Genomic DNA, 23,272 nt, shown 5'->3' with positions numbered 1-23,272 from the left:
GACCTGGTTGGTCCGGGGGCTTCGCTGTTGCTCTGGGCTGGTGGCGTGGTTGGGGTGGTCCCGCCCGTCACCGGGTCTCGACACGCGGGTCGCGACCTCGCAGGCTCGGTCGCGCCGCTTGCTCGACCACCAACAGCAAGTCCGCTGGCGCGTCCTTGCTCAGTTGAAGCTGTCGCCGCAGGCGCAGGAGCCGGTGGCGTTGGGGTTGTCGATCGTGAAGCCCTGCTTCTCGATGGTGTCGACGAAGTCGATCATCGCGCCGTTGAGGTAGGGCACGCTCATCCGGTCGACGACGACGCTGACGCCGTCGAAGTCGGTGACGACGTCGCCGTCGAGGGTGCGCTCGTCGAAGAAGAGCTGGTAGCGCAGGCCCGAGCAGCCACCGGGCTGGACGGAGATGCGCAGCGCGAGGTCGTCGCGGCCCTCCTGGCTCAGCAGGCTCTGCACCTTCTCGGCCGCCACCGGGCTCAGGTTGATGCTGTCGGTGCGACGCTCAGGAGTGGTCTCCACCTGCTCGGTCATGTCTGTGCTCCCAACATGGGTTGCGTGGTGCGTGGTCTGGTGCGGGCCGCCGGCACGTCGACGACGAGCAGCGGTCCCTGGGTCAAGGGTAGGCCACCCGGGGTTATTCCCTCGACCACGTCCGGGCGACGCGCTCCGCGAGCGCCTCGAGGCTGCCGACCGGGTCCTCGAAGGCCCGCTGCTCACCGACGAGGTCGACCAGCGAGTACGCCGACTCCACGCCGAGCGCGCGCATCTCGCGCGAGCCGACGAGCACCTGCCCGGCCAGGGCCACGCAGGGCCGCAGCGCCTCGCCCGCGATCTCGGCGACGCCGTAGGGCACCTTGCCCGAGCGGCTGGAGAAGTCGAAGGCACCCTCGCCGGTCACCACGAGGTCGGCGGCCCGCGCCCGGGAGGCCAGCCCGACCGCCTCGGCGACGAGGGCGATGCCGGGCTCGCGGACCGCGCCCAGGCACAGCAGTGCGTGGCCCAGGCCGCCGGCGGCCCCCGCGCCCTTGCCCAGCGACGTACGCCGGTCGGTGGCCTCGGCCAGCTGCTCGAGCCAGCCGTCGACCTCGGCGATCCGGTCCTCGCCGATGCCCTTCTGCGGGCCGTAGGTCTTGGTGGCGCCGAAGAGCCCGGTCAGGGGGTTGTCGACGTCGGTGGCTGCCACCAGCCGTCGCCCTGCGACCAGGGCGCGCGCGGGCGCCAGGTCGACCCGGCCCAGGTCGCCGAAGAGGACCGGCCCGCCGTCGAGCTGGCCGGCGTCGGGCCGGGCGCCGAGGGCGTCCAGCAGGCCCGCTCCCCCGTCGTTGGTGCCGCTGCCGCCCAGGCCGACCACGACCGTGGCGGCGCCGGTGCCGAGCGCGGCCACGAGCAGCTCGCCCACGCCGACGGTGGTGGCGAACTCCGCCCCGCCCTGGGTGACGAGCTGGCGCCCGCAGGCCTGGGCGCTCTCGACGTAGGCGGTGTCGCCGACCAGCAGCACGGTCGCCGGCACCTCCTCGCCGTGCGGTCCCTCGACGGTGGCCACCAGCAGCTCGCCGCCCAGGGTCGCGTGCAGCACGTCGACGAAGCCGGGCCCGCCGTCCGACATCGGCGCCAGGTCGAGCTCGTCGTCGGGGGCGTGGCGACGCCAGCCGGCGGCGATCGCCTCGGCGGCCTCGACCGCGGTGAGGGTGCCGGCGAACTTGTCGGGGGCGACGAGGACTCGCATGCGCGCATCCTCGCAGGCGGCCCGCGCCGGTCCGCCCCTACGGTGGGGGCGTGCCCAGCCCGACCGCCGCCATCCGCCCGATGCGTCCCGCCGACGTGGCGGAGGCCGAGCAGGTCACCTCGGAGAGCTTCCACGCCCTCGACCGGCTCACGCTGCCCCGGGCCTGGCCCGACCCCGAGCCGCGCGAGCCGGGGCGCAGCCGCTCGTGGCAGGCGCGCACCCAGCACCTCCTGCGGACCGACCCCGGTGGCTGCTGGGTCGCGGAGGAGGACGGGCGGATGGTCGGGGTCGCCACCTCCCTGGTGCGCGAGGGCACCTGGATCCTCTCGTCGTACGCCGTCCGGCCGGGCCACCAGGGCCGGGGCGCGGGCAAGCCGCTGCTCGCGGCGGCGCTGCACCACGGCCGCGGCGCGCTGCGCGGGATGATCTGCAGCTCGGCGGACCCGCGGGCGGCGCGGGTCTACCGCCAGGCCGGGCTGTCCCTGCACCCTCAGATGGTGCTGCGCGGCACCGTCGACCGCTCGGCGATCCCGCTGGGCACCGGCGACAAGGTCCGCGAGGGCACCCCGGGCGACGTCGACCTGCTCGACTCGGTGGACCGCCAGGCGCGCGGCAGCGCCCACGGGCCCGACCACGCGCTGCTGGTGGAGCAGTCGCGGCTGCTGGTCTCGGAGACCTCCACCGGCTCCGGCTACGCCTACGCCTACCCCGACGGCGCGGTGGCGCTGCTAGCCGCGACCAACCGTCGTACGGCGGGGCGGCTGCTGTGGGCCGCGCTGGCCGACGGTCCGGCGCAGACCGAGGTCGCGCACGTCACCGCCGCCAACGAGTGGGCCCTCGACATCGGCCTGGCCGCGCGGCTGGAGGTGTGGACGGTCGGCTACCTCGCGCTGCGCGGGATGCGCCCGCCGGCGCCGTACCTGCACCACGGCTCGCTGCTGTGAGCGGGGCGCCTACGATGGAGGCATGACGACCGTCGACCTCCCGCTGCTGCCGCTGGGCCGTGGCACCGACCTGCAGTCCGAGCGCGGGGTCGAGTGCCCCGGTGACCTGCCGGCGGCGTCCGACCCCGACCTGGTCGCGCGCGCCCGCGCGGCGAAGGAGGCGCTGGGCGAGCGCGTCTTCGTGCTGGGCCACCACTACCAGCGCGACGAGGTCATCCAGTTCGCCGACGTCACCGGCGACTCCTTCAAGCTCGCCCGGGAGGCCGCGGCCCGTCCCGACGCCGAGTTCATCGTCTTCTGCGGCGTGCACTTCATGGCCGAGTCGGCCGACATCCTCACCTCCCCCGACCAGCAGGTCGTGCTGCCCGACCTCGCGGCCGGCTGCTCGATGGCCGACATGGCCCGTCTCCAGCAGGTCGAGACCGCCTGGGACGCCATGGCCGAGGCGGGCATCCAGGACGCCGTCGTCCCGGTGACCTACATGAACTCCAGCGCCGACATCAAGGCCTTCTGCGGCCGCAACGGCGGCGTGGTCTGCACCTCCAGCAACGCCGAGGTCGCCCTCGAGTGGGCCTACGACCAGAAGCCGGACGTCGAGGGCGGCGCCAAGGTGCTGTTCCTGCCCGACCAGCACCTCGGGCGCAACACCGCGGTGCTGCAGATGGGTCTCTCGCTCGACGACTGCGTCGTCTGGGACCCGCACCGCCCCAGCGGCGGCCTGACCCCCGAGCAGCTGCGCGACGCGAAGATGATCCTGTGGAAGGGCCACTGCTCGGTGCACGGCCGCTTCTCCCCCGACGTCGTCGACGAGCTGCGCGCCAAGGACCCCGAGATCCAGATCCTGGTGCACCCCGAGTGCCGCCACGAGGTCGTGCTCAAGGCCGACCTGGTCGGCTCCACCGAGTTCATCATCCAGACGATCGAGGCCGCGCCAGCCGGGTCGTCGTGGGCGATCGGCACCGAGCTCAACCTGGTCAAGCGCCTCGCCGACAGCCACCCCGACAAGTCGATCGCCTTCCTCGACCGCACGGTCTGCTACTGCTCGACGATGAACCGCATCGACCTGCCCCACCTCGTGTGGGCGCTGGAGTCGCTGGTCGCCGGCACCGTCGTCAACGGGATCGAGGTCGACCCCGCCACCGAGCAGCAGGCCCTGGTCGCGCTCGAGCGGATGCTCGCCCTGCCCGGCAAGACCGCCAAGGACTGACGGCCGAGCAGTCACTTCTGAACCATCGACCGGTCACTTTCGCACCCACGTGGGGGCAGAAGTGACTGGTCGATGGTTCAGAAGTGACCGGTCGGCTGGGACTACTCGGGCGGGACCGGGAGCTCGACCCAGACGGTCGTACCGCCGCCGGGCGTCTCCTCGATGCCGATGGAGCCGGCGTGCGCGTCGACGACCCGGCGCACGGTGGCCAGGCCGATGCCCGAGCCGGGTACCTGCTCGTGGGTGCGCGTGAGCGGCTCGAAGACCCGCTCGCGGTCCTCGGGCGCGATCCCCAGGCCGTGGTCGACGACCTCGATGCGCCAGCCCGCCTCGACCCGGCGCGAGGCGACGCGGATGCGCGCGGGCTCACCGGCGGGCACGAACTTCGCGGCGTTGGCCACCAGGTTCTGCAGCACCGCCCGCAGCTGCACCGGGTCGCCCGTGACGACCGGCAGCTCGCCGACCTCGAGCGTGGCCCCGCTCAGCGCCTCGGCGAGGTCGTCGCGCACGGCGGCCGCCACGAGCCCCAGGTCGACGGGCTTGCTGGCGATCCGCCCGCCGATGCGGGCGTAGGCCAGCAGGTCGTCGATGAGGGCCTGCATCCGCTCGGTGCCCCGCTCGGCGCGCGAGAGCAGGTAGGTGCTGGTCGCCGGGTCGGGCGCACCCTCCTCGGACTCCTCAGCGAGCATCGACAGCGACATCCGCACCGTCGTCAGCGGGTTGCGCAGGTCGTGGCTGACCTGGCCGGCGAAGGCCGTGAGCTGGCTGTTGGAGCGCTGCAGCTCGTCGCGGGCGCGCTCGAGCTCGGCCACGGAGGCCGCCAGCTCGCGGGTGCGCAGCTCGAGCTCGAGCAGGTCGACCACCCGCTCGGCCAGCTCCACGAGTGCGCGCTCCTGGTCGTCGGTGATCTCCCGGGGGACGGTGTCGAAGACGCACAGGGTGCCGATGACCACGCCCTGCGGGCTGACCAGCTGGTGGGTGGCGTAGAAGCGGACCTCACCGATCTCCCCCGTCACGAACGGGTTGTCGGCGAAGCGGGGGTCCTTCGAGGCGTCGGCGACCACGACCGGGGCGCCCTCGTGCAGCACCACGTTGCACATCGAGTCCTCGCGCGAGCACACCGAGGCGTCGAAGCCCTTGGTGGCGATCTGGTGCTGCGCGACGTCGGTGATGAGGTTGATCGTGGCGAGCGGGACGTCGGCCACCTGGGCTGCGATGTCGACCAGCGCGACCAGGTCGCTGCGCGGCGGGTCGAGCAGCACCTGGTAGCGGTCGATCTCCACCACGCGTCGGCGGTCCACCTCGACGGTGGCCTGGTCGACCAGCGGGCCCATTGGGCTCAGCACACGTTCCTCCTGTGGTCCGGCAGGGGCTCGGGGGCACGAGGGGGGCGCCGCGGCCGGGACGGGCGCCAGTCTAGGGAGGGTTCCTGAGCACCCGCAGGCGAACCCGCAGGCAGGGTCGGGCAGGCGCAGACCTAGAGGCCGGGAGCGCCCCACAGGGCCAGCCACCGCGAGGTCTGCTGCTCCACGGGCAGCTCGCCGCTCAGCGTCTCGCGCAGGTTGATCTCCAGCAGGCTGTCGCGCTGGTGCGCCCCACCCGGCTGCGGTGCGAAGGGGTAGAAGGTGCCCTGCTTGTAGAGGTAGACCAGACCCACCCGTCGTCCGGCGGCGTCCTCGAAGGGCACCAGCGAGCACAGCAGCCCGGGGCCGAAACCCTGCGCCTCCAGCGTCGTGTTGACGGCGTGCAGGTCGGTGCACAGCCCGGCCACGTCGTCGGGGTCGTCGTCGACCACCAGCCACGTGTAGCCGAACTCGTCGTGGCTGGTGCTCACCTCGGGGGCGTCGGGGGCGTCGCGCAGCAGGGTGAGGATGTCGGCCTCGGTCTCGGCGAAGGCCGCTCCCCCGGCGGCGCGGTAGCAGACCGAGCCGCGCCCGGTCGGCCGCAGCCCCAGCGACGCCTGGAGGGTGATGGCCGCGCTCGGCACGAGGAACAGCGCGTCGAGGTCGGCCTGCTTGGGCCGGCTGCGGCCCAGGATGGAGTCGAGGAAGCCCACTGCCGCCTCAGCCCGTCGGGCGGCCGAGCTCGGCCTGGATCTTCGCCAGCTGCTCGAGTCGCTGCTCGAGGCTGGGGTGGGTGGAGGTGAGGCTGCGCATCGAGACCCCCTTGATCGCCGGGGCGATGAAGAAGGCGTTCATGGCCGCGCTGGCACGCAGGTCCTTCTGCGGGACCGAGTCCATCTCTCCGGTGATCTTCTGCAGCGCCGAGGCCAGGGCCTGGGGCTTCATCGTCAGGTACGCCCCCGCCCGGTCGGCGGCCATCTCGCGGTAGCGCGAGAGCAGCTTGAGCAGCACGAAGCTGACGGCGTAGACGACGACGCTGACCAGCAGGACCAGCAGCCAGACCGGGAGCGCGTTGTTGTTGTCACGGCGGTTGCCGCCGAAGAGCATCCCGTAGCGGGCGCCCGAGGTGAGCATCCCGGCGGCGATGCCGGCCGAGGAGGCCACGGTCATGACCAGCACGTCGCGGTGGGCGACGTGGGACAGCTCGTGGGCGAGCACGCCCTCGAGCTCCTCGGCGTTCAGGGTCTGCATGATGCCAGTGGTGACGACCACGACCGAGCGGTCCGGCGACCGGCCGGTGGCGAAGGCGTTGGGGATGCGGGAGTCGGCCACGCCGACCCGGGGCTTGGGCATGTCGGCCATCGCGCAGAGCCGGTCGATCATGCCGTGCAGCTCGGGCGCCTGCTCCGGGCTCACCTCGCGTGCCCGCATGGCCTTCATGGCCACGGTGTCGCTGCTCCACCACTGGTAGACCGCGACGCCGATGCCGGCCAGGCCGATGAGCACCGCGATGCCCGGCGAGCTCTGCGCGAAGATCGCCATCAGGGAGCCGACCAGCACGACGAACAGCAGGCCGAGCAGGAACATGACCAGCGTCATCCGGGCGGTCAGCCCGGCGTCGCCGACGAAACGGGTGCGTGCCATGTCCTCATCCTCCCCTGTCGCGCCAAGCGGGCCCGCGGCAGGCTCAGCCGGGGAGGAGCCCGTCGTCGGAGAGCATCTGCGCGACCTCGGCCATCGTGGCGTCGGCCGGCGGCAGGATCAGGTCGGACTCGTCGAGGCTGTCGAGCTCGTGGGGCGACGCCTCGGCGCGCACCGCGTCGAGCAGCCCCGCCAGGGCGGACGCGAAGGCGGTCTCGTCGCCGGCCTCCACCGCGGCCTCGACCTTCGCGTCGAGCGCGTTGAGCCGCTCCAGCGCCTCGTCGGGCAGGTCGAGCTGACCCTCGCCGAGGATTCGGACGATCACGACCGGCCCTCCGGGCGCTCCTGCTCCGCGGCCTTCTCGGCCTCGGGGCTGAGGATGTCGCCGCCCTCGATCGCCGAGGGCTGCGAGGAGCCCTTGAGCCGGGCCAGCTCGGCCTCGACGTCGGAGTGGCTGCTCATCGCGTCGAGCTCGCGCGAGATGTCGTCGCCGCGGTTGAGCGAGCTGGCGTCGTCGAGCGCGCCCGAGGCGATCAGCTCGTCGATCGCGCCGGCGCGGGCCTGCATGTTGGCCGTCTTGTCCTCGGCGCGCTGGATGGCCAGGCCCACGTCGCCCATCTCCTCGCCGATGCCCGACATGGCCTCGTTGATGCGGGTCTGGGCCTCGGCGGCGGTGTACGTCGCCTTGATCGTCTCCTTGCGGGTGCGGAAGGACTCGACCTTGGCCTGCAGGCGCTGCTGGGCCAGGGTGAGCTTCTCCTCCTCGCCCTGCAGCTGCGCGTGCTGGGTGCGCAGGTCCTCGATCTGCTGGCTCAGCGCCGACTTGCGGGTCAGCGCCTCGCGGGCCAGGTCCTCGCGGTCGACCGAGATCGCCTTCTGGGCCTGGGCCTGGAGCTTGTCGGACTGCTGCTGCAGCTGGTTCATCTGCAGCTCGACCCGCTTGCGCGAGGTGGCGACGTCGGCGACGCCGCGGCGCACCTTCGAGAGCAGGTCCAGCTGGCGCTGGTAGCTGTAGTCGAGGGTCTCGCGGGGGTCCTCGGCACGGTCGAGGGCCGTGTTGGCCTTCGAGCGGAAGATCAAGGTCATGCGCTTCCAGAGGCTCATGGTGGTGCGGTCCCTCTTCCGGTCGGTCTGGGCGTCGGTCGTCGAGACGCCGGCGGCGCCGACGACCCTCACCTCACCCTACGGCGGGACGGCAAGGTGCCGCGAGGGGGTCGGGCCCCTTCGCCGGTAGGCTGGAGGGCCAGTCCCCACGCCCCGTACGCCGCCACGGCGTCCCCCACCAGAAGGCCCACGTTGTTCCGTCGCAGCAAGAGCGAGCCCCTCGCGGACACCTCCGCGTCCCCCACCGGCGCCCCCGAGTCCGAGCGCCCCGGCGCGAAGGGGCGACCCACCCCGACGCGCAAGGAGGCCGAGGCGATGGCCCGGGCCCGGGCCAAGCCCCCGCGCACCCGTCGTGAGATCGCCCAGGCCCAGCGCTCGGCGCGGGGCGAGTCGACGGCGCGGGTCAAGGCCGGGATGAAGGCCGGCGAGGAGCGCTACCTGATGGCGCGCGACAAGGGCCCGGTGCGTCGCTTCACCCGTGACTTCGTCGACGCCCGCTTCTCCTTCGTCGAGCTGATGATCCCGATCCTGCTGGTGACGATGGTGCTGAGCTACTCCGGCAACCCGGGCCTGGCCAGCTTCGGCAGCTCGGTCCTGCTGCTCACGATGCTGCTGGTGGTCATGGACATGGTGCTGCTGCGCTTCCGGCTGCGCCGCGAGCTGACCGCGCGCTTCCCCGACGAGTCGCACAAGGGCACCACCTACTACGCCATCACCCGCGCGATGCAGATGCGCTTCATGCGCCTGCCGAAGACGCAGGTCAAGATCGGGCAGACCCTGCCCGAGCACTACCGCTAGGCCGGGGTCGTGGGCCCGCTCGAGCTCGGCGGACTGGCCGCAGGACTCCTCGGGGCCGTGCTGTTCGGTGTCGGCGCGGTCGCGCAGGCCCACGGCGTACGACGCCACCCCACCCCGCCGGTCCACCTCGGCGCCTTCGTCGCGCGCTCGGTGCGCGACCCGTGGACCTGGCTGGTGCTGAGCGCCTACCTCGGCGGGTTCGTGCTGCACGCGGCGGCGATCTGGCTGCTGCCGCTCTACCTAACCCAGGCCACGGTCGCGATGGCACTGCCGGTGGCGGCGCTGGCCCAGCGCCACGTCGAGGAGCCGCTGGGGCGCGCCCACTGGGGCTCGGTGGGTCTCGTGGTGCTGGGGCTGGTGCTGCTGGCCGCGGGCTCCGGCAGCGCCGGCGCGGCCCGCGCCGAGCCGGTGCTGGCGTCGTCCCTGGTGGCGGGCGCGGCCCTGCTGGGCCTGGCCAGCGCGCTGCGCCACCACGTCGGGGCGGCCGGGCTCGGCACGCTCGCGGGCCTGGGGTACGCCGGCTCGGCCGTGGCGGTGCGCGGGGTGGAGCTGCCGCTGGGCGCCTGGGCGGTGGTGTGCGCCCTGGCGGTGCCGTCCTTCAGCCTGGTGGCCTTCTGGCTCTACTCGCTGGGCATGGACCGGGCGTCGGTGTCCTGGGCCACCGCCCCGATGAACGTCGGGCAGACGTTCGTGCCCGCCGCCGTGGGCGTGGCGCTGCTGGGTGACACGGTGCGTCCGGGCTGGTGGTGGGTGGTGCTGCTCGGTCTGGTGCTCTCGACCTGGGGAGCGGTGCGGCTGGGCCGCGCGGCGGACCTGGCCCGGCCGCACCGCCCCACGGGGGCCGGCTCAGCCGAACTCGCGCCGAGCCGGTGAGGTCGTCTTCGCCGGGTCGCGCTCGACGACCGGCGCGACGGCCTCGTCGATAGCGGCCATCAGGTCGTCGTCGAGGCGCACCCCGGCGGCCTTGACGTTGTCGGTGACCTGCTCGGGCCGGCTGGCACCGATGATCGCCGACGAGACGTTGGGGTTCTGCAGCACCCAGGCCACGGCGAGCTGGGCCATCGACAGCCCGGCCTGCTCGGCGAGCGGCTCGAGCAGCTCGACGCGGCGCAGCACGTCGTCCTGCAGCCAGCGGCTGATCATCTTGTCGCCGCCCTTCTCGTCGGTGGCCCGCGAGCCGGCCGGGTGCTCCTGGCCGACGCGGTACTTGCCGGTCAGCACGCCTTGCGCGATCGGCGACCAGACGACCTGGCCCATGCCGAGCTCCTCGCAGGCAGGCACCACCTCGGACTCGATCACCCGCCACAGCAGGTTGTACTGCGGCTGGTTCGAGACCAGCGGGATGTGCAGCTCGCGCGCCAGCGCGTGGGCCTCGCGGATCTCCTCCGCACGCCACTCCGAGACCCCGATGTAGTGCGCCTTGCCGGCGCGCACGACGTCGGCGAAGGCCTCCATCGTCTCCTCCAGCGGCGTCTCGTGGTCGTAGCGGTGGGCCTGGTAGAGGTCGACGTGGTCGGTCTGGAGGCGTCGCAGCGAGGCGTCGATCGACTCCATGATGTGCTTGCGCGACAGGCCGTGGTCGTTGTGCGCCCCGGGACCGGTGGGCCAGTAGACCTTGGTGAAGATCTCCAGGCCCTCGCGGCGCTCGCCGGCCAGGGCCTTGCCCAGGACCGTCTCCGCGGCCGTGTTGGCGTAGACGTCGGCGGTGTCGAAGGTGGTGATGCCCTCGTCGAGGGCGCGACGCACGCACGCGGTGGCGGCGTCCTCCTCGACCTGGGAACCGTGGGTGAGCCAGTTGCCGTACGAGATGGCCGAGACCTTCAGGCCACTCTTTCCGAGGTTGCGGATCTCCATGCCGGCGACACTACCCACGCCGCCTCACCCCTCTCCTCCCCCGCCTGAGAGGATCGTGGGCATGAGCAGCCCGACAGCCGACGTGTCCGTGCGCGTGGCCTGGGCCGAGGACGCCGCGGCCGTCGCCGCGCTCCAGCTGCGCGCCTGGCCGGTGATGTACGACGGCCTGGTGCCGGCGGAGTCGCTGCCCTCGGGCCCCGAGGCGCTGGAGGCCGTCACCGCGGCCTGGGCCCAGGCGCTGGCGCGCCCTGCCGACGCCCGGCACCGCACGCTGGTGGCGCTGGAGCGCAACCGCGTGGTCGGGTTCGCGATCACCACGCCCGCGACCGACCCCGACTGCGACCCGGTCTCCGACGGCGAGCTGACCGAGCTGGTCCTCGACCCCGACGAGCGTCGCAAGGGCCACGGCTCGCGGCTGCAGCAGGCGGCGATCGACACGCTGCGGGCCGACCGGTTCACCCGGGCCGTCACCTGGCTGGTGGCCACCGACGACGCCACCCGGGCCTTCCTGGTCGGCGCCGGGTGGGACAGCGACGGTGCGCACCGCGAGCTCGACCTCGACGGCACCGGCGCGGTCACCCTCAAGCAGGTGCGCCTGCACACCGACCTGTCCTGAGCACCCAGGTCCACCCAGGACCACCTCTTCGGGCGGGATTGCCCGTGAGCGGGCGGGGTAGAGGTGAAGAGGATGAACGCGGCCACCGTGGTCGCACCGGATCGAAGGACCTCTCATGCTCGGACCGCTTCCCCGGATGCACCGCTCGTTCCTCATCGGCCTCCTGGTCGCCCTCGGCGCCCTGACCGGTCTCTTCGTGGCCCTCGACACCGCCGCCCTGCCCGCGACGCTCGGGCTGCTGGCCGGCGCCGGCACCGGAGCGCTGCTGGCGCTGCTGGCCGACGGCACCCAGCCGCAGGAGCCGCACCAGGCCTAGAGTCCCTGGCGTGACCGGCCCGCTCCCCCCGTCCTCGTCCCCGGTCCCGCCGGACGCCGACGCCCGCCGGGCCGTGGTGCGCGACAGCCTCGGCGTCGCCCTGGCCACCGGCACGTACGGCGTCTCGTTCGGCGCCGTCTCGGTCGCCTCCGGCCTCTCGGTCGCCCAGACCTGCGTGCTGTCGCTGGTGATGTTCACCGGCGCCTCGCAGTTCGCGCTCGTGGGGGTCGTCGCCTCCGGCGGTGCGCCGCTCTCGGCAGCGGCGACCGCCTGGCTGCTGGGCACCCGCAACACCCTCTACGGCCTGCGCCTGGGGCCGCTGCTGGGTTGGCGCGGTCGTCGGCGGGTGCTGGCGGCCCACCTGCTCATCGACGAGTCCACCGCGATGTCGGTGACCCGGCCGACCACCGCCCAGGCCAGGCTGGGCTTCCTGGTCACCGGGGGCGGCATCTTCGTGCTGTGGAACCTCTTCACCCTGCTGGGCGCCGTCGGGGGCACGGTCCTCGGCGACCCGAGGACCTTCGGGCTCGACGCCGCGGTGGGCGCGGCCTTCCTGGCCCTGCTGTGGCCCCGTCTGTCCGACCCGCTGCACCGGGCCGTGGCCGTGCTGGCAGCCGGCGCCGCTCTCGGGCTGGTGCCCCTGACCGCTGCCGGCGGCCCGTGCTGGCCGCCGGCGGCGTGGCGCTGCTCGCCGGGGCGCTCGCCGCGGTGCGCGGCGGCGCCCCGACGGACGGGCGGCCCGGTGAGCGGGCTGTGGCTGGCCGTCCTCGCCGGTGGCGTCGGCTGCTACCTGCTCAAGCTGGCCGGCCTCGCGGTGCCGACCTCGGTGCTGGACGGGGCTGGGTGCGCCGTACCGCCGACCTGGTACCCGTGGCGCTCCTGGCCGCGCTGGTCGCGGTGCAGGTGGCCTCGACCGACCAGCGGCTGGTCCTCGACGCCCGGGCCGCCGGGCTGGGGGCCGCGGTCGGGCTGCTGGTGCTGCGGGCGCCCTTCCTGCTGGTGGTGGCCGGGGCGGCCGCGACCGCCGCCGTGCTGCGCCTGCTCGTGGGCTGAGCCCCCGAGCTCGAGAGCGCCTGTACGTCCCACGCGCCGGCGCCCGCCCCCACGGGCGCGCGCCGGCACGTCACGGGGTCAGGAGACGGAGACCGCGCTCCAGGCCGCGGCCACGGCGCCCACCTGGGTGCTGCCCGCGCCGTAGAGGTCCGTGGCCGCGTCGATCGTCGCGGTGCGGGCCTGGGCGTAGGTGGTGCCGGAGGTCATGTAGACGTTCAGCGCCCGGAACCAGATGTCGGCGGCCGCCTCGCGACCGATGCCGGTGAGGGTCGAGCCGTCGCAGGTGGCGGAGCTGTGCGCCACGCCCCCGAACGTCTTCGCGCCCGACCCCTCGGCCAGCAGGTAGAAGAAGTGGTTGCCCACGCCCGAGGAGTAGTGCACGTCGAGGTTCTTGGTGTTGCTCGACCAGCAGTTGGGCGACTTGCCGTCGGCGATGGGGTTGTCCATCCGGCGGAAGCCCCGGCCGTTGCGCAGGTCGAACTCCTCACCCACCAGGTAGTCGCCCGGGTCCTCGCTGTTGGCGGCGTGGAACTCCACCATCGTGCCGAAGATGTCGGAGGTGGCCTCGTTGAGGCCGCCCGACTCCCCCGAGTAGGTCAGGTTCGCGGTGTTCTGGGTGATGCCGTGGGTCATCTCGTGACCGGCGACGTCGAGGGAGACCAGCGGACCGTAGTTCACGCCGTCGCCGTCGCCGTAGGTCATCTTCTGGCCGTCCCAGAAGGCGTTGACGTAGTCGCGGCCGTAGTGCACCCGGTTGTAGGAGCCCGAGCCGTCGCCGAAGATCCCGTCGCGGCCGTGCTCGCCCTTGAAGTAGTCCCAGGTCACCGCGGTGCCGTACTGGGCGTCGGCGGCGGCGGTGTCGGGGTCGGCGTTGGTGCCGTCACCGAACGTCGTGCTGGGGCTGGTCACGATGGTGCCGCTCTTGCACCCCCACCCGAAGGCCGAGCAGGCGAAGCCGTCGGTGGCCCCGCCCATGTCGGTGGTGTGGCTGCCGCCCCGGGTGGCGTCGCGCAGCTCGTAGGCCGAGCCCTTCTGGGTCACCTGCAGCGGCACGGTGCCGCTGTAGAGGGACTCGCCCTGCCCGTCGGCGGTGTGGACCTGCTCCTCGCGGCGCAGCACCCGGCCGGTGCGGGCGTCGACGTAGCTGGCCAGGCGGCTGGGGGTCCCGTCCTCGCGCACCCCGGTGGTCACGACCTCCCAGGCCAGCACCGGCTCGGTGCCGTGGGCGTCGACCACCAGGGTGGGTCGGCCGGACCGCTCCAGCCGGCCGACCTCGCGCAGCTCCTTCGCCGGCGCCAGCGCGCGGGCGCCGGCGGCGTCGGCGCCGAGCGTGGGCGTGGTGCCCAGCGCGAGCGGGGCGTCGAGGGTCTGCGAGACGCCCTCCCACGCGGCGCCCTCGGCGCCCTCGGCGTCCTGGGCGGCGCCGGCGCCCCGGTGCACGACCAGGTCGCCACCGAGGACCCGCAGGCCGCGGAAGGTGCGCTCCATGCGCACGTGGGTGGAGCCGTCGGGGTCGACGACCGTGTCGGTCACCTCGACCTCCTGCCCGGCGCCGGCGCGGGCGGCGCGGGGGTGGGCGCGCAGCGCCTCGACGGCGGCCGCGGCGATCCGCGCCTCGTCGGCCCCGTGGACGCCGCTCAGCGCGGTCGTGGTGCCGGTCGTGGTGGTCGGCGCGGTCGGTGCTGCCTGGCTGGTCGCTGCGGTGGCGACGCCGAGGCTGCCGACGGCGAGGACGGCGGCGGTAGCCAGCCCCATCGTGGTCTTCATCCGGTTCCCTCTCGTCCGCGACGCCTCCGAGCGGGCGCCGCGGCACCGACCCTGTCGCACGCCCGGGGGCCGGAGGAACCGTGTGGGTGCCTCAGCTTCTCGCGCTGCAGGAAGGTGAGCCGGACCGGTGCAGACGGTGCCGACCGATGCGGCCCGGCTCAGACGTCGAGGTCGAGCAGGTGCTCCAGGCCCACGGTCAGGCCCGGTCGCGAGGCGATGGCACGCAGGCCGGTCAGCACCCCGGGGGTGAAGGAGGCACGGTCGAGCGAGTCGTGGCGGATGGTGAGGGTCTCCCCCACCCCGCCCAGCACGACCTCCTGGTGGGCGACCAGCCCGCGGATGCGCAGCCCGTGCACCCGGATGCCCTCGACGTCGGCGCCGCGGGCCCCCTCGAGGGCGGTCGAGGTGGCGTCGGGCACCGGGGCGCACCCCGCCTCGCGGCGGGCGGCCGCGACCAGCTCGGCGGTGTGCCGTGCGGTGCCCGAGGGCGCGTCGGCCTTGTCGGGGTGGTGCAGCTCGACGATCTCGACCGACTCGTAGAACGGCGCCGCCGCAGCCGCGAAGCGCATCATCAGCACCGCGCCGATCGAGAAGTTCGGGGCGATGAGCACGCCGGTGCCGGGCGAGTCGGCCAACCAGCCCCGCAGCGTCCGCAGCCGCGACTCGTCGAAGCCGGTGGTGCCGACGACGGCGTGGATGCCGTGGGAGACGCAGAACTCCAGGTTGTCCATGACCACGTCGGGGTGGGTGAAGTCCACCACCGCCCGGGCCCCGGAGCGCACCAGGGCCTCCAGGTCGTCGTCGACGTCGATCTCGGCGACCAGGCGGGTGTCGGCGGCCGCCTCGACCGCCCGGCACACCTCGCGCCCGACCTTGCCGCGGGCACCCAGCACGCCCACCGCCAGCACGTCCTCGGGGCCGCTCTCGTCGCCCCGGCCACCCTGCCCACGCACGTCGTCCGTCACGATCACCCAGCCTCCCACACGTGCTCCGCGACACGCGGGGAGCGTCCAGGGGGGACCTCCGCGACACGGGAGGCGGAGTTTCTGGCAGGCTGCTGCCATGGCACTGCAGACGATTCCGGCGCGGATCCGGTGGGCGGTCGACATCATGGACCTCCAGCCGAACGACCACGTCCTCGAGATCGGCTGCGGCCCGGGCGCCGGTGCCGAGCTGATCTGCAGCCGGGTGACGGCCGGCAAGGTCTTCGCGATCGACCGGTCCGAGTCCGGCGTCGACCGCACCAAGCGGCGCTGCGCGCAGTACGTCGAGGCGGGGCGGCTCACCGTGCGCCAGATCGACCTGGCCACCCTGCGGGTCCCGGTCAAGCGCCTGACGAAGGTCTACGCCTTCAACGTCAACCTCTTCTGGGTGCGCGACTGCGCCGACGAGATCGCGCTGCTGCACGAGCGGGTGCTGCCCGGCGGAGCGGTCTACCTGTTCTTCGAGGCCACCCGGCCCGAGCAGGTGCCGACGATCGTCGAGAAGGCGTCGGGAGCCCTGGCCCAGGGCGGGTTCCGCGTCTCGGTGGTCCAGCGCAAGGCGCCGGCCGTGGTCGGCATCATCGGCAAGCGCATCGGCTGACCACCCACGGCAGTGACCTCCGCCTCCTGGCGGGAGGGAATCGTCAGGGCGCCCTCGGCGCTCTCCTGACATGACAACACTCGCACTCATCGGCAGCGGCAACATCGGCAGCGGCGTGGCCCGCCTGGCGGTCGCCGCCGGCCACGACGTGGTCCTCAGCAACTCGCGCGGGCCCGAGACCCTCACCGATCTGGTGGCCGAGCTGGGCCCCCGGGCCCGGGCCGCCACCGCCCAGGAGGCGGCGGAGGCCGGCGACGTCGTCGTCGTCACCGTCCCCCTCAAGGCCGTGCCCTCGCTCCCCGCCGAGGCGCTGGCCGGGCGCCTGGTGCTCGACACCAGCAACTACTACCCCCAGCGCGACGGCAACGTCGCCGAGCTCGACGACCGCAGCACCACGACCAGCGCCTGGGTCCAGCAGCACCTCCCCGAGGCCCGCGTCGTGAAGGTCTTCAACAACATCTTCTACGGCCACCTGCCCGAGCTGGCCCGTCCGACCGGGTCGCCGGAGCGCTCGGCGCTGCCGATCGCCGGTGACGACGAGGCCGCGCTGCGCGAGGCCACCGCGTTCCTCGACACGCTGGGCTACGACACCGTCGTGGCCGGCGACCTCGCCGAGAGCTGGCGCTTCGAGCCGGGCACCCCGGCCTACGGCGCGGTCTACTTCGACCCCGAGGCCGACGCCTCGGCCGCCAAGCCCGGCCAGGCCGTCGGCATGCCGCCGTCCTCGCCGACTCCGGCGCAGGACGTGCGCCGGGTGCTCGACGCCGCCCGCAACGAGGGCCCCGTCGGCGGCTGAGCAGCCCCCTGGTGGTCGGCCCGGCCTCAGGCCGGGCCGACCACCGCGAGGACCTCGGGCCGGGCGAAGACCACCGCGGCCACGTCGCGCACCTGCTCGAGGGTGACCGCGTCGATGCGCCGCAGCACCTCCTCGATGCCCAGCAGCTCGGTGTGCACCAGCTCGGCCTTGCCGATGCGCGCCATCCGCGAGCCCGAGTCCTCCAGGCCCAGGACCAGCCCACCGCGCAGCTGGCCCTGACCGCGGCCCAGCTCCTCCTCGGTGATGCCCTCGGCCGCCACCTTGGCCAGCTCGCCGCGGACCACCTCGAGCACGGCGTCGAGCTTGCCGGGCAGGCAACCGACGCCGACGCCCACCAGGCCCGAGTCGGCGTGGTGGCCGGCGAAGGAGTAGACCGAGTAGGCCAGGCCCCGGACCTCGCGGACCTCCTGGAAGAGCCGGCTGGAGGTGCCCCCGCCGAGCGCGGTGTTGAGCACCCCGAGCGCGAAGCGGCGCGGGTCGTCACGGCGCAGCCCCTCCATCCCGAGGACCACGTTGACCTGCTCGAAGGGCCGGGTCTCGCTCGAGCGGCCCGGGGTCACCGGCACCGCCACGCCGCGGCCGGTCACCGGGACCGGCTCCTCGACCACGTCGAGGAAGCCACCGCGACCGAAGGCCGCCTCGACGAGGCGCACGACCTCGTCGTGGTCGACGTTGCCGGCCGCCGAGACGACCATCGTCGCGGGGCGGTAGTGCCGGCGGTAGAAGCCGTGCACCTGCTCGCGGGTGAGCGCCCGGATGCTGGCCTCGGTGCCGGCGATCGAGCGGCCCAGGTCGGAGCTGGCCCCGTAGGCCTGCTCGGCGAAGAGCTGGTGCACCACGTCGTCGGGGTCGTCGTCGTGCATGGCGATCTCGTCGAGGATGACCTCGCGCTCGGCCTCGACGTCGGCCGCCTCCAGCAGGCTGTCGGTCATCATGTCGCCGAGCACGTCCACGGCCAGCGGCAGGTCCTCGTCGAGGACCCGCGCGTGGAAGCAGGTGTACTCCTTGGCGGTGAAGGCGTTGAACTCACCGCCGACCGTTTCGAGCGCGATGGAGATGTCCAGCGCCGAGCGCGAGCCGGTGCCCTTGAAGAGCAGGTGCTCGAGGAAGTGCGAGCAGCCGTGCAGCGTGTCGTCCTCGTCGACCGAGCCCGCGCCCACCCAGACCCCCACGGCCGCGGAGCGGACGCCGGGCATGTGCTCGGTGACCACCCGCAGGCCCGAGGGCAGCACGCTGCGGCGTACGCCGGGCGCGCCGGGCAGGTCCTCGGTGCGGCTGGCGCCGGCGGCGGTCGGCGCCGCGTGGTCCGGGGTGGTGCTCAGGTGCTGGGTGTGGCTCACGGGGTCCTCCTGGGGGAAAAAGCGGTCGACCCGCCCGAGGGACTCGGGCGGGTCGACCGGTGGAGCTGATCAGCGGGAGGTCACTCCTGCTCGGTGCTCTCCTCGGCCGCGTCCTCCGCGCCCTCCTCGAGCACCGGGACGAGCGAGAGCTTGCCGCGGTCGTCGATCTCACCGATCTCGACCTGGAGCTTCTGCCCGACCGAGACGACGTCCTCGACGGAGTCGACGCGCTTGCCGCCGGCGAGGCCGCGCAGCTTGCTGATGTGCAGCAGCCCGTCCTTGCCCGGCATCAGCGAGACGAACGCACCGAAGTTCGTCGTCTTCACGACGGTGCCGAGGTAACGCTCGCCGACCTCGGGCATCGTCGGGTTGGCGATCGCGTTGACGGCCGAGCGGGCCGCCTCGGCGGCCTCGCCGTTGGTGGCACCGATGTAGACGGTGCCGTCGTCCTCGATCGACAGCGTGGCGCCGGTGTCGTCCTGGATCTGGTTGATCACCTTGCCCTTGGGGCCGATGACCTCGCCGATCTTGTCCACGGGCACCTTGACGGTGATGATCCGCGGCGCGTGCAGCGACATCTCCTCGGGCTCGTCGATGGCCTCGGCCATCACGTCGAGGATCGCCAGGCGCGCGTCGCGGGCCTGGGTCAGCGCGGCGGCCAGCACCTCGGCGGGGATGCCGTCGAGCTTGGTGTCGAGCTGCAGCGCGGTGACGAACTCGCGGGTGCCGGCGACCTTGAAGTCCATGTCGCCGAACGCGTCCTCGGCACCGAGGATGTCGGTGAGCGCGACGTACTGCGTCTGGCCGTCGATCTCACCGGAGATCAGGCCCATGGCGATGCCGGCGACGGCGGCGCGCAGCGGGACACCCGCGTGCAGCAGCGACATCGTGGAGGCGCAGACCGAGCCCATCGAGGTGGAGCCGTTGGAGCCCATGGCCTCGGAGAGCTGGCGGATCGCGTAGGGGAACTCCTCGCGGCTGGGCAGCACCGGCAGCAGCGCGCGGCGCGCGAGCGCACCGTGGCCGACCTCGCGGCGCTTGGGCGAGCCCACGCGACCGGTCTCGCCGGTGGAGAACGGCGGGAAGACGTACTTGTGCATGTAGCGGCGCGACTTCTCCGGGGAGAGGGTGTCGAGCTGCTGCTCCATCTTGAGCATGTTGAGCGTGGTGACACCCAGGATCTGGGTCTCGCCGCGCTCGAAGAGCGCCGAGCCGTGCACGCGCGGGATCAGGCCGACCTCGGAGTGCAGCGGGCGGATGTCGGCGAGGCCACGGCCGTCGATGCGGACCTTGTCGCGCAGGACGCGCTCGCGCACGACCTCCTTGTTCAGCCCGCGGAACGCGGCGCCGATCTCCTTCTCGCGGCCCTCGAACTGACCGGACAGCTTCTCGAGCAGCCCGGCCTTGAGCTCGTCGGTGCGCGCCTCGCGCTCCTGCTTGTCGCCGATGGTCATCGCGGCGGTCAGGTCGTCCTTGGCGGCCTTGGTGACGGCCTCGTAGACGTCGTCCTCGAAGTCGAGGAAGACCGGGAAGTCCTGGACCGGCTTGGCGGCCACGTTGGCCAGCTCGGCCTGGGCCTCGCACAGCTGCTTGATGAAGGGCTTCGCGGCGTCGAGACCGCTGGCCACGACCTCCTCGGTCGGCGCCTGGACGCCGCCCTGGATCAGGGTCCAGGCGTGCTCGGTGGCCTCGGCCTCGACCATCATGATGGCCACGTCGCCGGTGTCGGTGACCCGACCGGCCACGACCATGTCGAAGACGGCGTCCTCGAGCTGGCTGTGGGTCGGGAAGGCGACCCACTGGCCCTCGATCAGCGCCACGCGCACGCCGCCGACGGGGCCGGAGAACGGCAGGCCGGAGAGCTGGGTGGAGATCGAGGCCGCGTTGATCGCGAGCACGTCGTAGGGCTGGTCGGGGTCGAGCGCCATCACGGTGATGACGACCTGGACCTCGTTGCGCAGACCCTTCTTGAAGGTCGGGCGCAGCGGGCGGTCGATGAGGCGGCAGGTGAGGATGGCGTCCTCGCCCGGGCGACCCTCGCTGCGGAAGAACGAGCCGGGGATCTGGCCCGCGGCGTACATCCGCTCCTCGACGTCGATCGTCAGGGGGAAGAAGTCGAAGTGGTCCTTGGGGTGCTTGCCGGCGGTGGTCGCCGAGAGCAGCATCGTGTCGTCGTCGAGGTAGGCGGTGACCGAACCGGCCGCCTGGCGGGCCAGCAGCCCGGTCTCGAACTTGATGGTGCGGGTGCCGAACTTGCCGTTGTCGAGGACGGTCTCGACAGCGGAGATGACGGGCTCGGCCGTGTTGTTCTCAGTCAAAAGGGATCCTTGTCCTTCTCACGGAGCGATCCGCCGCGTCCCGCTGCGGGGCGGGGGGCGATGCCCAGGGCCCGCCGGTGGTGCGGGGGCCGGTCTTCGATCGAGGCCCGCAGACCGCTCGCTCGCGGTGCTGAGGGCCACTACCGAGGACCGGGCCGGTGCGCGCGGGTCGCTCCTGGTGTGGGTTCTTCAGTTGTGCAGGCCCGAGCCTAGTGCTCCGGGCCCGGAATGCGACGAAGCGGCTGCCCCTGTCGGGCAGCCGCTCCGCCCATCACGAGTGGTGCGAGGTCAGCGACGCAGACCGAGGCGCTCGATGATCGAGCGGTACCGGTTGATGTCGGACTTGTTCAGGTAGTTCAGCAGCCGGCGGCGCTGGCCCACCAGGAGCAGCAGGCCACGACGGCTGTGGTGGTCGTGCTTGTGCTGCTTGAGGTGCTCGGTGAGGTGGCTGATGCGGTGGCTCAGCAGCGCGATCTGGACCTCGGGCGAGCCGGTGTCGCCCTCGGCGACGGCGTACTCGGCAATGATCTTCTTCTTGGTCTCCGCGTCGGTACCGATCGACATGCGGGCTCCCTTCTCGCCCCTGCTGGGGCTCTCGCTGCGCGGCGCGCCGGGGCCTGTTCACCCGGGCACTCTTGGTCCGCGGCCGTTCTACGGCAACCGGGCAACAATAGCGACGAGCGGCGCCCAACCCGAAATCCCGGGTCGGGCGCCGCTCGTGGCCGGTTCAGCGGGAGGTGCTCACACGTCGTGCTCGGTGCGACGCTCGGTGACCGAGCCGTCGGCGTGCGTGGTCGTGGCGACCGTGCCCTTGCGACGGCCCGAGTTCAGCGTCACCGCGGACAGGATGATGACGCCGAGACCGACGATCGTGAGGATCCAGCCGATCATCTGGAGGTCGACGCCGTCGACGGCGTCCTGCACGGCCAGCGCCAGGATGAGGCCGACCGCCAGCAGGAAGGCTCCGAGTCCGTAACCCATGGTGTGTCCTTTCGTCGGTGGCGCCCGGTCAGGGGAGGGAGCGTGGGCGCCTCGGACCATGGTGTCCACCTGGTCCGCCCCTCAAACTCCTACGCACGGGTGGAGCGGACCACCCCCACGCGGGTGGGCCCGGGCCTCAGGCCGGGGCGGACCCCTCCCCGGCATCCAGCACCTGGAGCACCGCGGCGCGGGCACCGGCCGGGTCGGACGCCGCCAGCGCCGCCTCGGCCGCCTCCTCACAGGTCTCGGCACCGACCGTCGCCAGCCGGGCACCCACGGCCCGCACCGCCGCGGGAGCCATCGACAGGGAGGTGACGCCCATCCCGACCAACGCGCAGGCCAGCAGCGGGTCGGCGGCGGCCTCGCCGCACACACCCACGGGCTTGCCGGCCTGCTGCCCGGCGTGTGCGGTGATCGCGATCAGCTGCAGCACCGCCGGCTGCCAGGAGTCGGTGAGGTGGGCGAGGTCGGTGGCCATCCGGTCGGCCGCCATCGTGTACTGGGTCAGGTCGTTGGTGCCGATCGAGAGGAAGTCGACGACCTCGAGCATGCGGTGCGCCAGCAGGGCAGCGGCCGGGACCTCGATCATGACGCCTGCCTTGAGGCCCCGTTCGCGCACCTGGCCCGCGAAGTCGGCGGCCTCGGCGACGGTGGCGACCATCGGGGCCATCACCCAGACCTCCGCACCCGTGTCGTCGGCGGCGAGTCGGATGGCGTCGAGCTGACGGGCCAGCAGCCCGGGGTTGCCGAACGAGAGGCGCAGACCGCGCACGCCCAGCGCCGGGTTGTCCTCCCCGACGTGGGTGGCGAAGGCGACCGGCTTGTCGGAACCTGCGTCGAGCGTGCGCACCACGACGACCTGGCCGGCGAAGGGACGCAGGACCTCGGCGTAGATCGCCGCCTGCTCGTCGACGTCCGGCTCGTCGGTGCGGTTGAGGAAGCACAGCTCGGTGCGGAAGAGCCCCACGCCCTCCACCGGCTCCTGGACGGCCGAGGCGGATGACTCGGGGTCGGCCACGTTGGCGACGAGCTTGACCGGGACCCCGTCGGCGGTGGCGCCCGGTCCCGACCAGGCGGCCACCTCGGCCCGGCGAGCCCGGTCGGCCCGCACCCTCTCGTCAGCCACCACCGGATCGGCGCCGACCTCCACCACGCCGGTGGTGCCGTCGACGAGCACGTCGAGGCCCTCGGACAGGTCGAGGGCGCCCGCCACACCGACCACGCAGGGGATGCCCAGCTGGCGGGCGATGATCGCGGTGTGGCTGGTGGGTCCGCCACGCTCGGTGACCAGCGCCAGCACGACCCGGGGGTCGAGGCCGGCGGTGTCGGCCGGAGCGAGGTCCTCGGCGACGAGCACCGAGGGCGTCGCCGGCGAGACGACGCCGGGCTCGGGGACCCCCACCAGGTGGGCCAGCGTGCGCCGCTCGATGTCTCGCAGGTCGCTGGCTCGCTCGGCCATCAGTCCACCCATGTCGGTGAAGATGCCGACGAACTGGGCCACCGCTCCCGAGAGGGCGCCCAGCAGGTCCTCCCCCGCACGCAGGTGCTTGCGCACCGCCGAGCGCAGCCCCCGGTCGCGAGCCAGCCCGGCACTGGCGACCAGCACCTCGGCCGCCGCCCCGGAGGCCGAGGTGGCGCGCTCCTCGTAGCCCGCGGCGACCGCTTCGACGGCGACGTCGTAGGCCGCCAGGGCGGCGTGCTCGTCGAGCACGGAGGCGTCGAAGACCGCGACGGCGGTGGCGTCGATCTCGGCGCGGACGACGACGACTGGGCCGACGACCAGGCCGGGCACCACCGGGGTGCCGAGCAGCGTGGAGTGGGTGAGCATGCTCACAACTTATCGCCGACCTCTCTTGACAGTCAAACCCTTTC

At 73.2% G+C, this 23,272-nt stretch carries 24 protein-coding genes and 1 pseudogene; 10 read left to right on the top strand and 15 right to left on the bottom strand.

The genetic code is table 11. From position 1 onward, the window contains the following. Window positions 1–159: 159 nt before the first annotated feature. Window positions 160–522 carry an iron-sulfur cluster insertion protein ErpA gene (gene erpA, locus H0S66_RS14710; RefSeq protein WP_218876335.1) on the bottom strand — a complete coding sequence of 121 codons (363 nt, stop codon included), beginning with the start codon at window positions 520–522 and terminating at the stop codon, window positions 160–162. Window positions 523–625: 103 nt separating this feature from the next. Then, the gene (locus H0S66_RS14705; protein ID WP_179616042.1) at window positions 626–1,717 is read right to left on the bottom strand and encodes a glycerate kinase family protein; all 1,092 of its coding nucleotides are present in this window, start codon (window positions 1,715–1,717) and stop codon (window positions 626–628) included. A 50-nt stretch (window positions 1,718–1,767) separates the two neighbouring features. On the opposite strand from H0S66_RS14705, the gene H0S66_RS14700 reads away from it, so the two are divergent. Then, entirely contained in the window at window positions 1,768–2,661 is an 894-nt protein-coding gene (locus tag H0S66_RS14700; RefSeq protein WP_258016934.1) for a GNAT family N-acetyltransferase, read from the top strand. A gap of 22 nt (window positions 2,662–2,683) precedes the next feature. Then, window positions 2,684–3,868, top strand: coding sequence for a quinolinate synthase NadA (nadA, locus tag H0S66_RS14695; protein WP_179616041.1), 1,185 nt, complete (start codon window positions 2,684–2,686; stop codon window positions 3,866–3,868). Between the two features lie 101 nt (window positions 3,869–3,969). Here nadA and H0S66_RS14690 read toward each other — a convergent pair whose 3' ends face one another. The 5 genes from H0S66_RS14690 to H0S66_RS14670 all read right to left on the bottom strand — a co-directional run bounded on the left by H0S66_RS14690 (window position 3,970) and on the right by H0S66_RS14670 (window position 7,956). Beyond that, a complete protein-coding gene (locus tag H0S66_RS14690; RefSeq protein ID WP_218876334.1) occupies window positions 3,970–5,214 on the bottom strand; it encodes a sensor histidine kinase in 1,245 nt (414 codons plus the stop codon). Window positions 5,215–5,345: 131 nt separating this feature from the next. Next, entirely contained in the window at window positions 5,346–5,924 is a 579-nt protein-coding gene (gene pspAB, locus H0S66_RS14685) for a PspA-associated protein PspAB (protein ID WP_179616040.1), read from the bottom strand. Between the two features lie 7 nt (window positions 5,925–5,931). Further along, entirely contained in the window at window positions 5,932–6,855 is a 924-nt protein-coding gene (gene htpX / locus H0S66_RS14680; protein WP_179616039.1) for a zinc metalloprotease HtpX, read from the bottom strand. A gap of 43 nt (window positions 6,856–6,898) precedes the next feature. Continuing rightward, the gene (pspAA, locus tag H0S66_RS14675) at window positions 6,899–7,177 is read right to left on the bottom strand and encodes a PspA-associated protein PspAA (RefSeq protein ID WP_179616038.1); all 279 of its coding nucleotides are present in this window, start codon (window positions 7,175–7,177) and stop codon (window positions 6,899–6,901) included. Continuing rightward, window positions 7,174–7,956 (bottom strand): PspA/IM30 family protein, encoded by a 783-nt coding sequence (locus H0S66_RS14670; RefSeq protein WP_179616037.1) that lies wholly within the window; start codon window positions 7,954–7,956, stop codon window positions 7,174–7,176. The genes pspAA and H0S66_RS14670 overlap by 4 nt, the downstream gene beginning before the upstream one ends. Window positions 7,957–8,148: 192 nt before the next feature. Here H0S66_RS14670 and H0S66_RS14665 point away from each other — a divergent pair, with 192 nt between their 5' ends. Then, window positions 8,149–8,754, top strand: a complete 606-nt coding sequence (locus H0S66_RS14665) for a DUF3043 domain-containing protein (RefSeq protein WP_246305158.1) — start codon at window positions 8,149–8,151, stop codon at window positions 8,752–8,754. Between the two features lie 9 nt (window positions 8,755–8,763). After that, entirely contained in the window at window positions 8,764–9,627 is an 864-nt protein-coding gene (locus tag H0S66_RS14660; RefSeq protein ID WP_179616036.1) for a hypothetical protein, read from the top strand. On the opposite strand, the gene H0S66_RS14655 is transcribed toward H0S66_RS14660, so the two are convergent. Continuing rightward, window positions 9,601–10,608, bottom strand: a complete 1,008-nt coding sequence (locus H0S66_RS14655; protein ID WP_179616035.1) for an aldo/keto reductase family protein — start codon at window positions 10,606–10,608, stop codon at window positions 9,601–9,603. The genes H0S66_RS14660 and H0S66_RS14655 overlap by 27 nt on opposite strands. 61 nt (window positions 10,609–10,669) lie before the next feature. Here H0S66_RS14655 and H0S66_RS14650 point away from each other — a divergent pair, with 61 nt between their 5' ends. From H0S66_RS14650 to H0S66_RS20850, 4 genes and pseudogenes are all read left to right on the top strand, one after another. Further along, a complete protein-coding gene (locus H0S66_RS14650) occupies window positions 10,670–11,224 on the top strand; it encodes a GNAT family N-acetyltransferase (protein ID WP_179616034.1) in 555 nt (184 codons plus the stop codon). Window positions 11,225–11,339: 115 nt separating this feature from the next. Then, window positions 11,340–11,540 (top strand): hypothetical protein, encoded by a 201-nt coding sequence (locus H0S66_RS14645; protein WP_179616033.1) that lies wholly within the window; start codon window positions 11,340–11,342, stop codon window positions 11,538–11,540. A gap of 10 nt (window positions 11,541–11,550) precedes the next feature. Next, window positions 11,551–11,985: pseudogene (locus tag H0S66_RS20620) on the top strand (AzlC family ABC transporter permease); the annotation flags it as partial. Window positions 11,986–11,999: 14 nt separating this feature from the next. Further along, window positions 12,000–12,593, top strand: coding sequence for an AzlD domain-containing protein (locus H0S66_RS20850; protein ID WP_338037254.1), 594 nt, complete (start codon window positions 12,000–12,002; stop codon window positions 12,591–12,593). Window positions 12,594–12,671: 78 nt separating this feature from the next. On the opposite strand, the gene H0S66_RS14630 is transcribed toward H0S66_RS20850, so the two are convergent. Together H0S66_RS14630 and dapB are read right to left on the bottom strand one after the other, a co-directional pair. Beyond that, the gene (locus H0S66_RS14630; RefSeq protein WP_179616031.1) at window positions 12,672–14,360 is read right to left on the bottom strand and encodes a M4 family metallopeptidase; all 1,689 of its coding nucleotides are present in this window, start codon (window positions 14,358–14,360) and stop codon (window positions 12,672–12,674) included. Between the two features lie 158 nt (window positions 14,361–14,518). Next, on the bottom strand, window positions 14,519–15,268 hold the full coding sequence (dapB, locus tag H0S66_RS14625) for a 4-hydroxy-tetrahydrodipicolinate reductase (RefSeq protein ID WP_219633718.1): 750 nt from the start codon (window positions 15,266–15,268) through the stop codon (window positions 14,519–14,521). 154 nt (window positions 15,269–15,422) lie between these two features. On the opposite strand from dapB, the gene H0S66_RS14620 reads away from it, so the two are divergent. After that, complete coding sequence (locus H0S66_RS14620; protein WP_179616029.1) at window positions 15,423–15,944, top strand: class I SAM-dependent methyltransferase; 522 nt, start codon at window positions 15,423–15,425, stop codon at window positions 15,942–15,944. Between the two features lie 70 nt (window positions 15,945–16,014). Next, entirely contained in the window at window positions 16,015–16,740 is a 726-nt protein-coding gene (locus H0S66_RS14615; RefSeq protein WP_179616028.1) for an NADPH-dependent F420 reductase, read from the top strand. Window positions 16,741–16,766: 26 nt separating this feature from the next. Here H0S66_RS14615 and H0S66_RS14610 read toward each other — a convergent pair whose 3' ends face one another. The 5 genes from H0S66_RS14610 to ptsP form a co-directional block, all read right to left on the bottom strand. Beyond that, window positions 16,767–18,101, bottom strand: coding sequence for a M16 family metallopeptidase (locus H0S66_RS14610; protein WP_338037210.1), 1,335 nt, complete (start codon window positions 18,099–18,101; stop codon window positions 16,767–16,769). An 80-nt stretch (window positions 18,102–18,181) separates the two neighbouring features. Beyond that, entirely contained in the window at window positions 18,182–20,419 is a 2,238-nt protein-coding gene (locus H0S66_RS14605) for a polyribonucleotide nucleotidyltransferase (RefSeq protein WP_218876333.1), read from the bottom strand. A gap of 288 nt (window positions 20,420–20,707) precedes the next feature. Beyond that, window positions 20,708–20,983: a 30S ribosomal protein S15 gene (rpsO, locus tag H0S66_RS14600; RefSeq protein WP_179616027.1), complete on the bottom strand. Its 276-nt coding sequence runs from the start codon at window positions 20,981–20,983 to the stop codon at window positions 20,708–20,710. Window positions 20,984–21,160: 177 nt separating this feature from the next. Continuing rightward, complete coding sequence (locus tag H0S66_RS14595) at window positions 21,161–21,400, bottom strand: DUF6458 family protein (RefSeq protein WP_179616026.1); 240 nt, start codon at window positions 21,398–21,400, stop codon at window positions 21,161–21,163. A 136-nt stretch (window positions 21,401–21,536) separates the two neighbouring features. Further along, window positions 21,537–23,228 carry a phosphoenolpyruvate--protein phosphotransferase gene (ptsP, locus tag H0S66_RS14590; protein ID WP_179616025.1) on the bottom strand — a complete coding sequence of 564 codons (1,692 nt, stop codon included), beginning with the start codon at window positions 23,226–23,228 and terminating at the stop codon, window positions 21,537–21,539. Between the last annotated feature and the right edge of the window lie 44 nt (window positions 23,229–23,272).

The organism is Nocardioides marinisabuli (genome assembly GCF_013466785.1).
GTDB classification, from domain to species: Bacteria; Actinomycetota; Actinomycetes; order Propionibacteriales; family Nocardioidaceae; genus Nocardioides; species Nocardioides marinisabuli.
The sequence above is the reverse complement of the archived record's forward strand: the minus strand, read 5'-3'. Positions and strand labels throughout refer to the sequence as shown.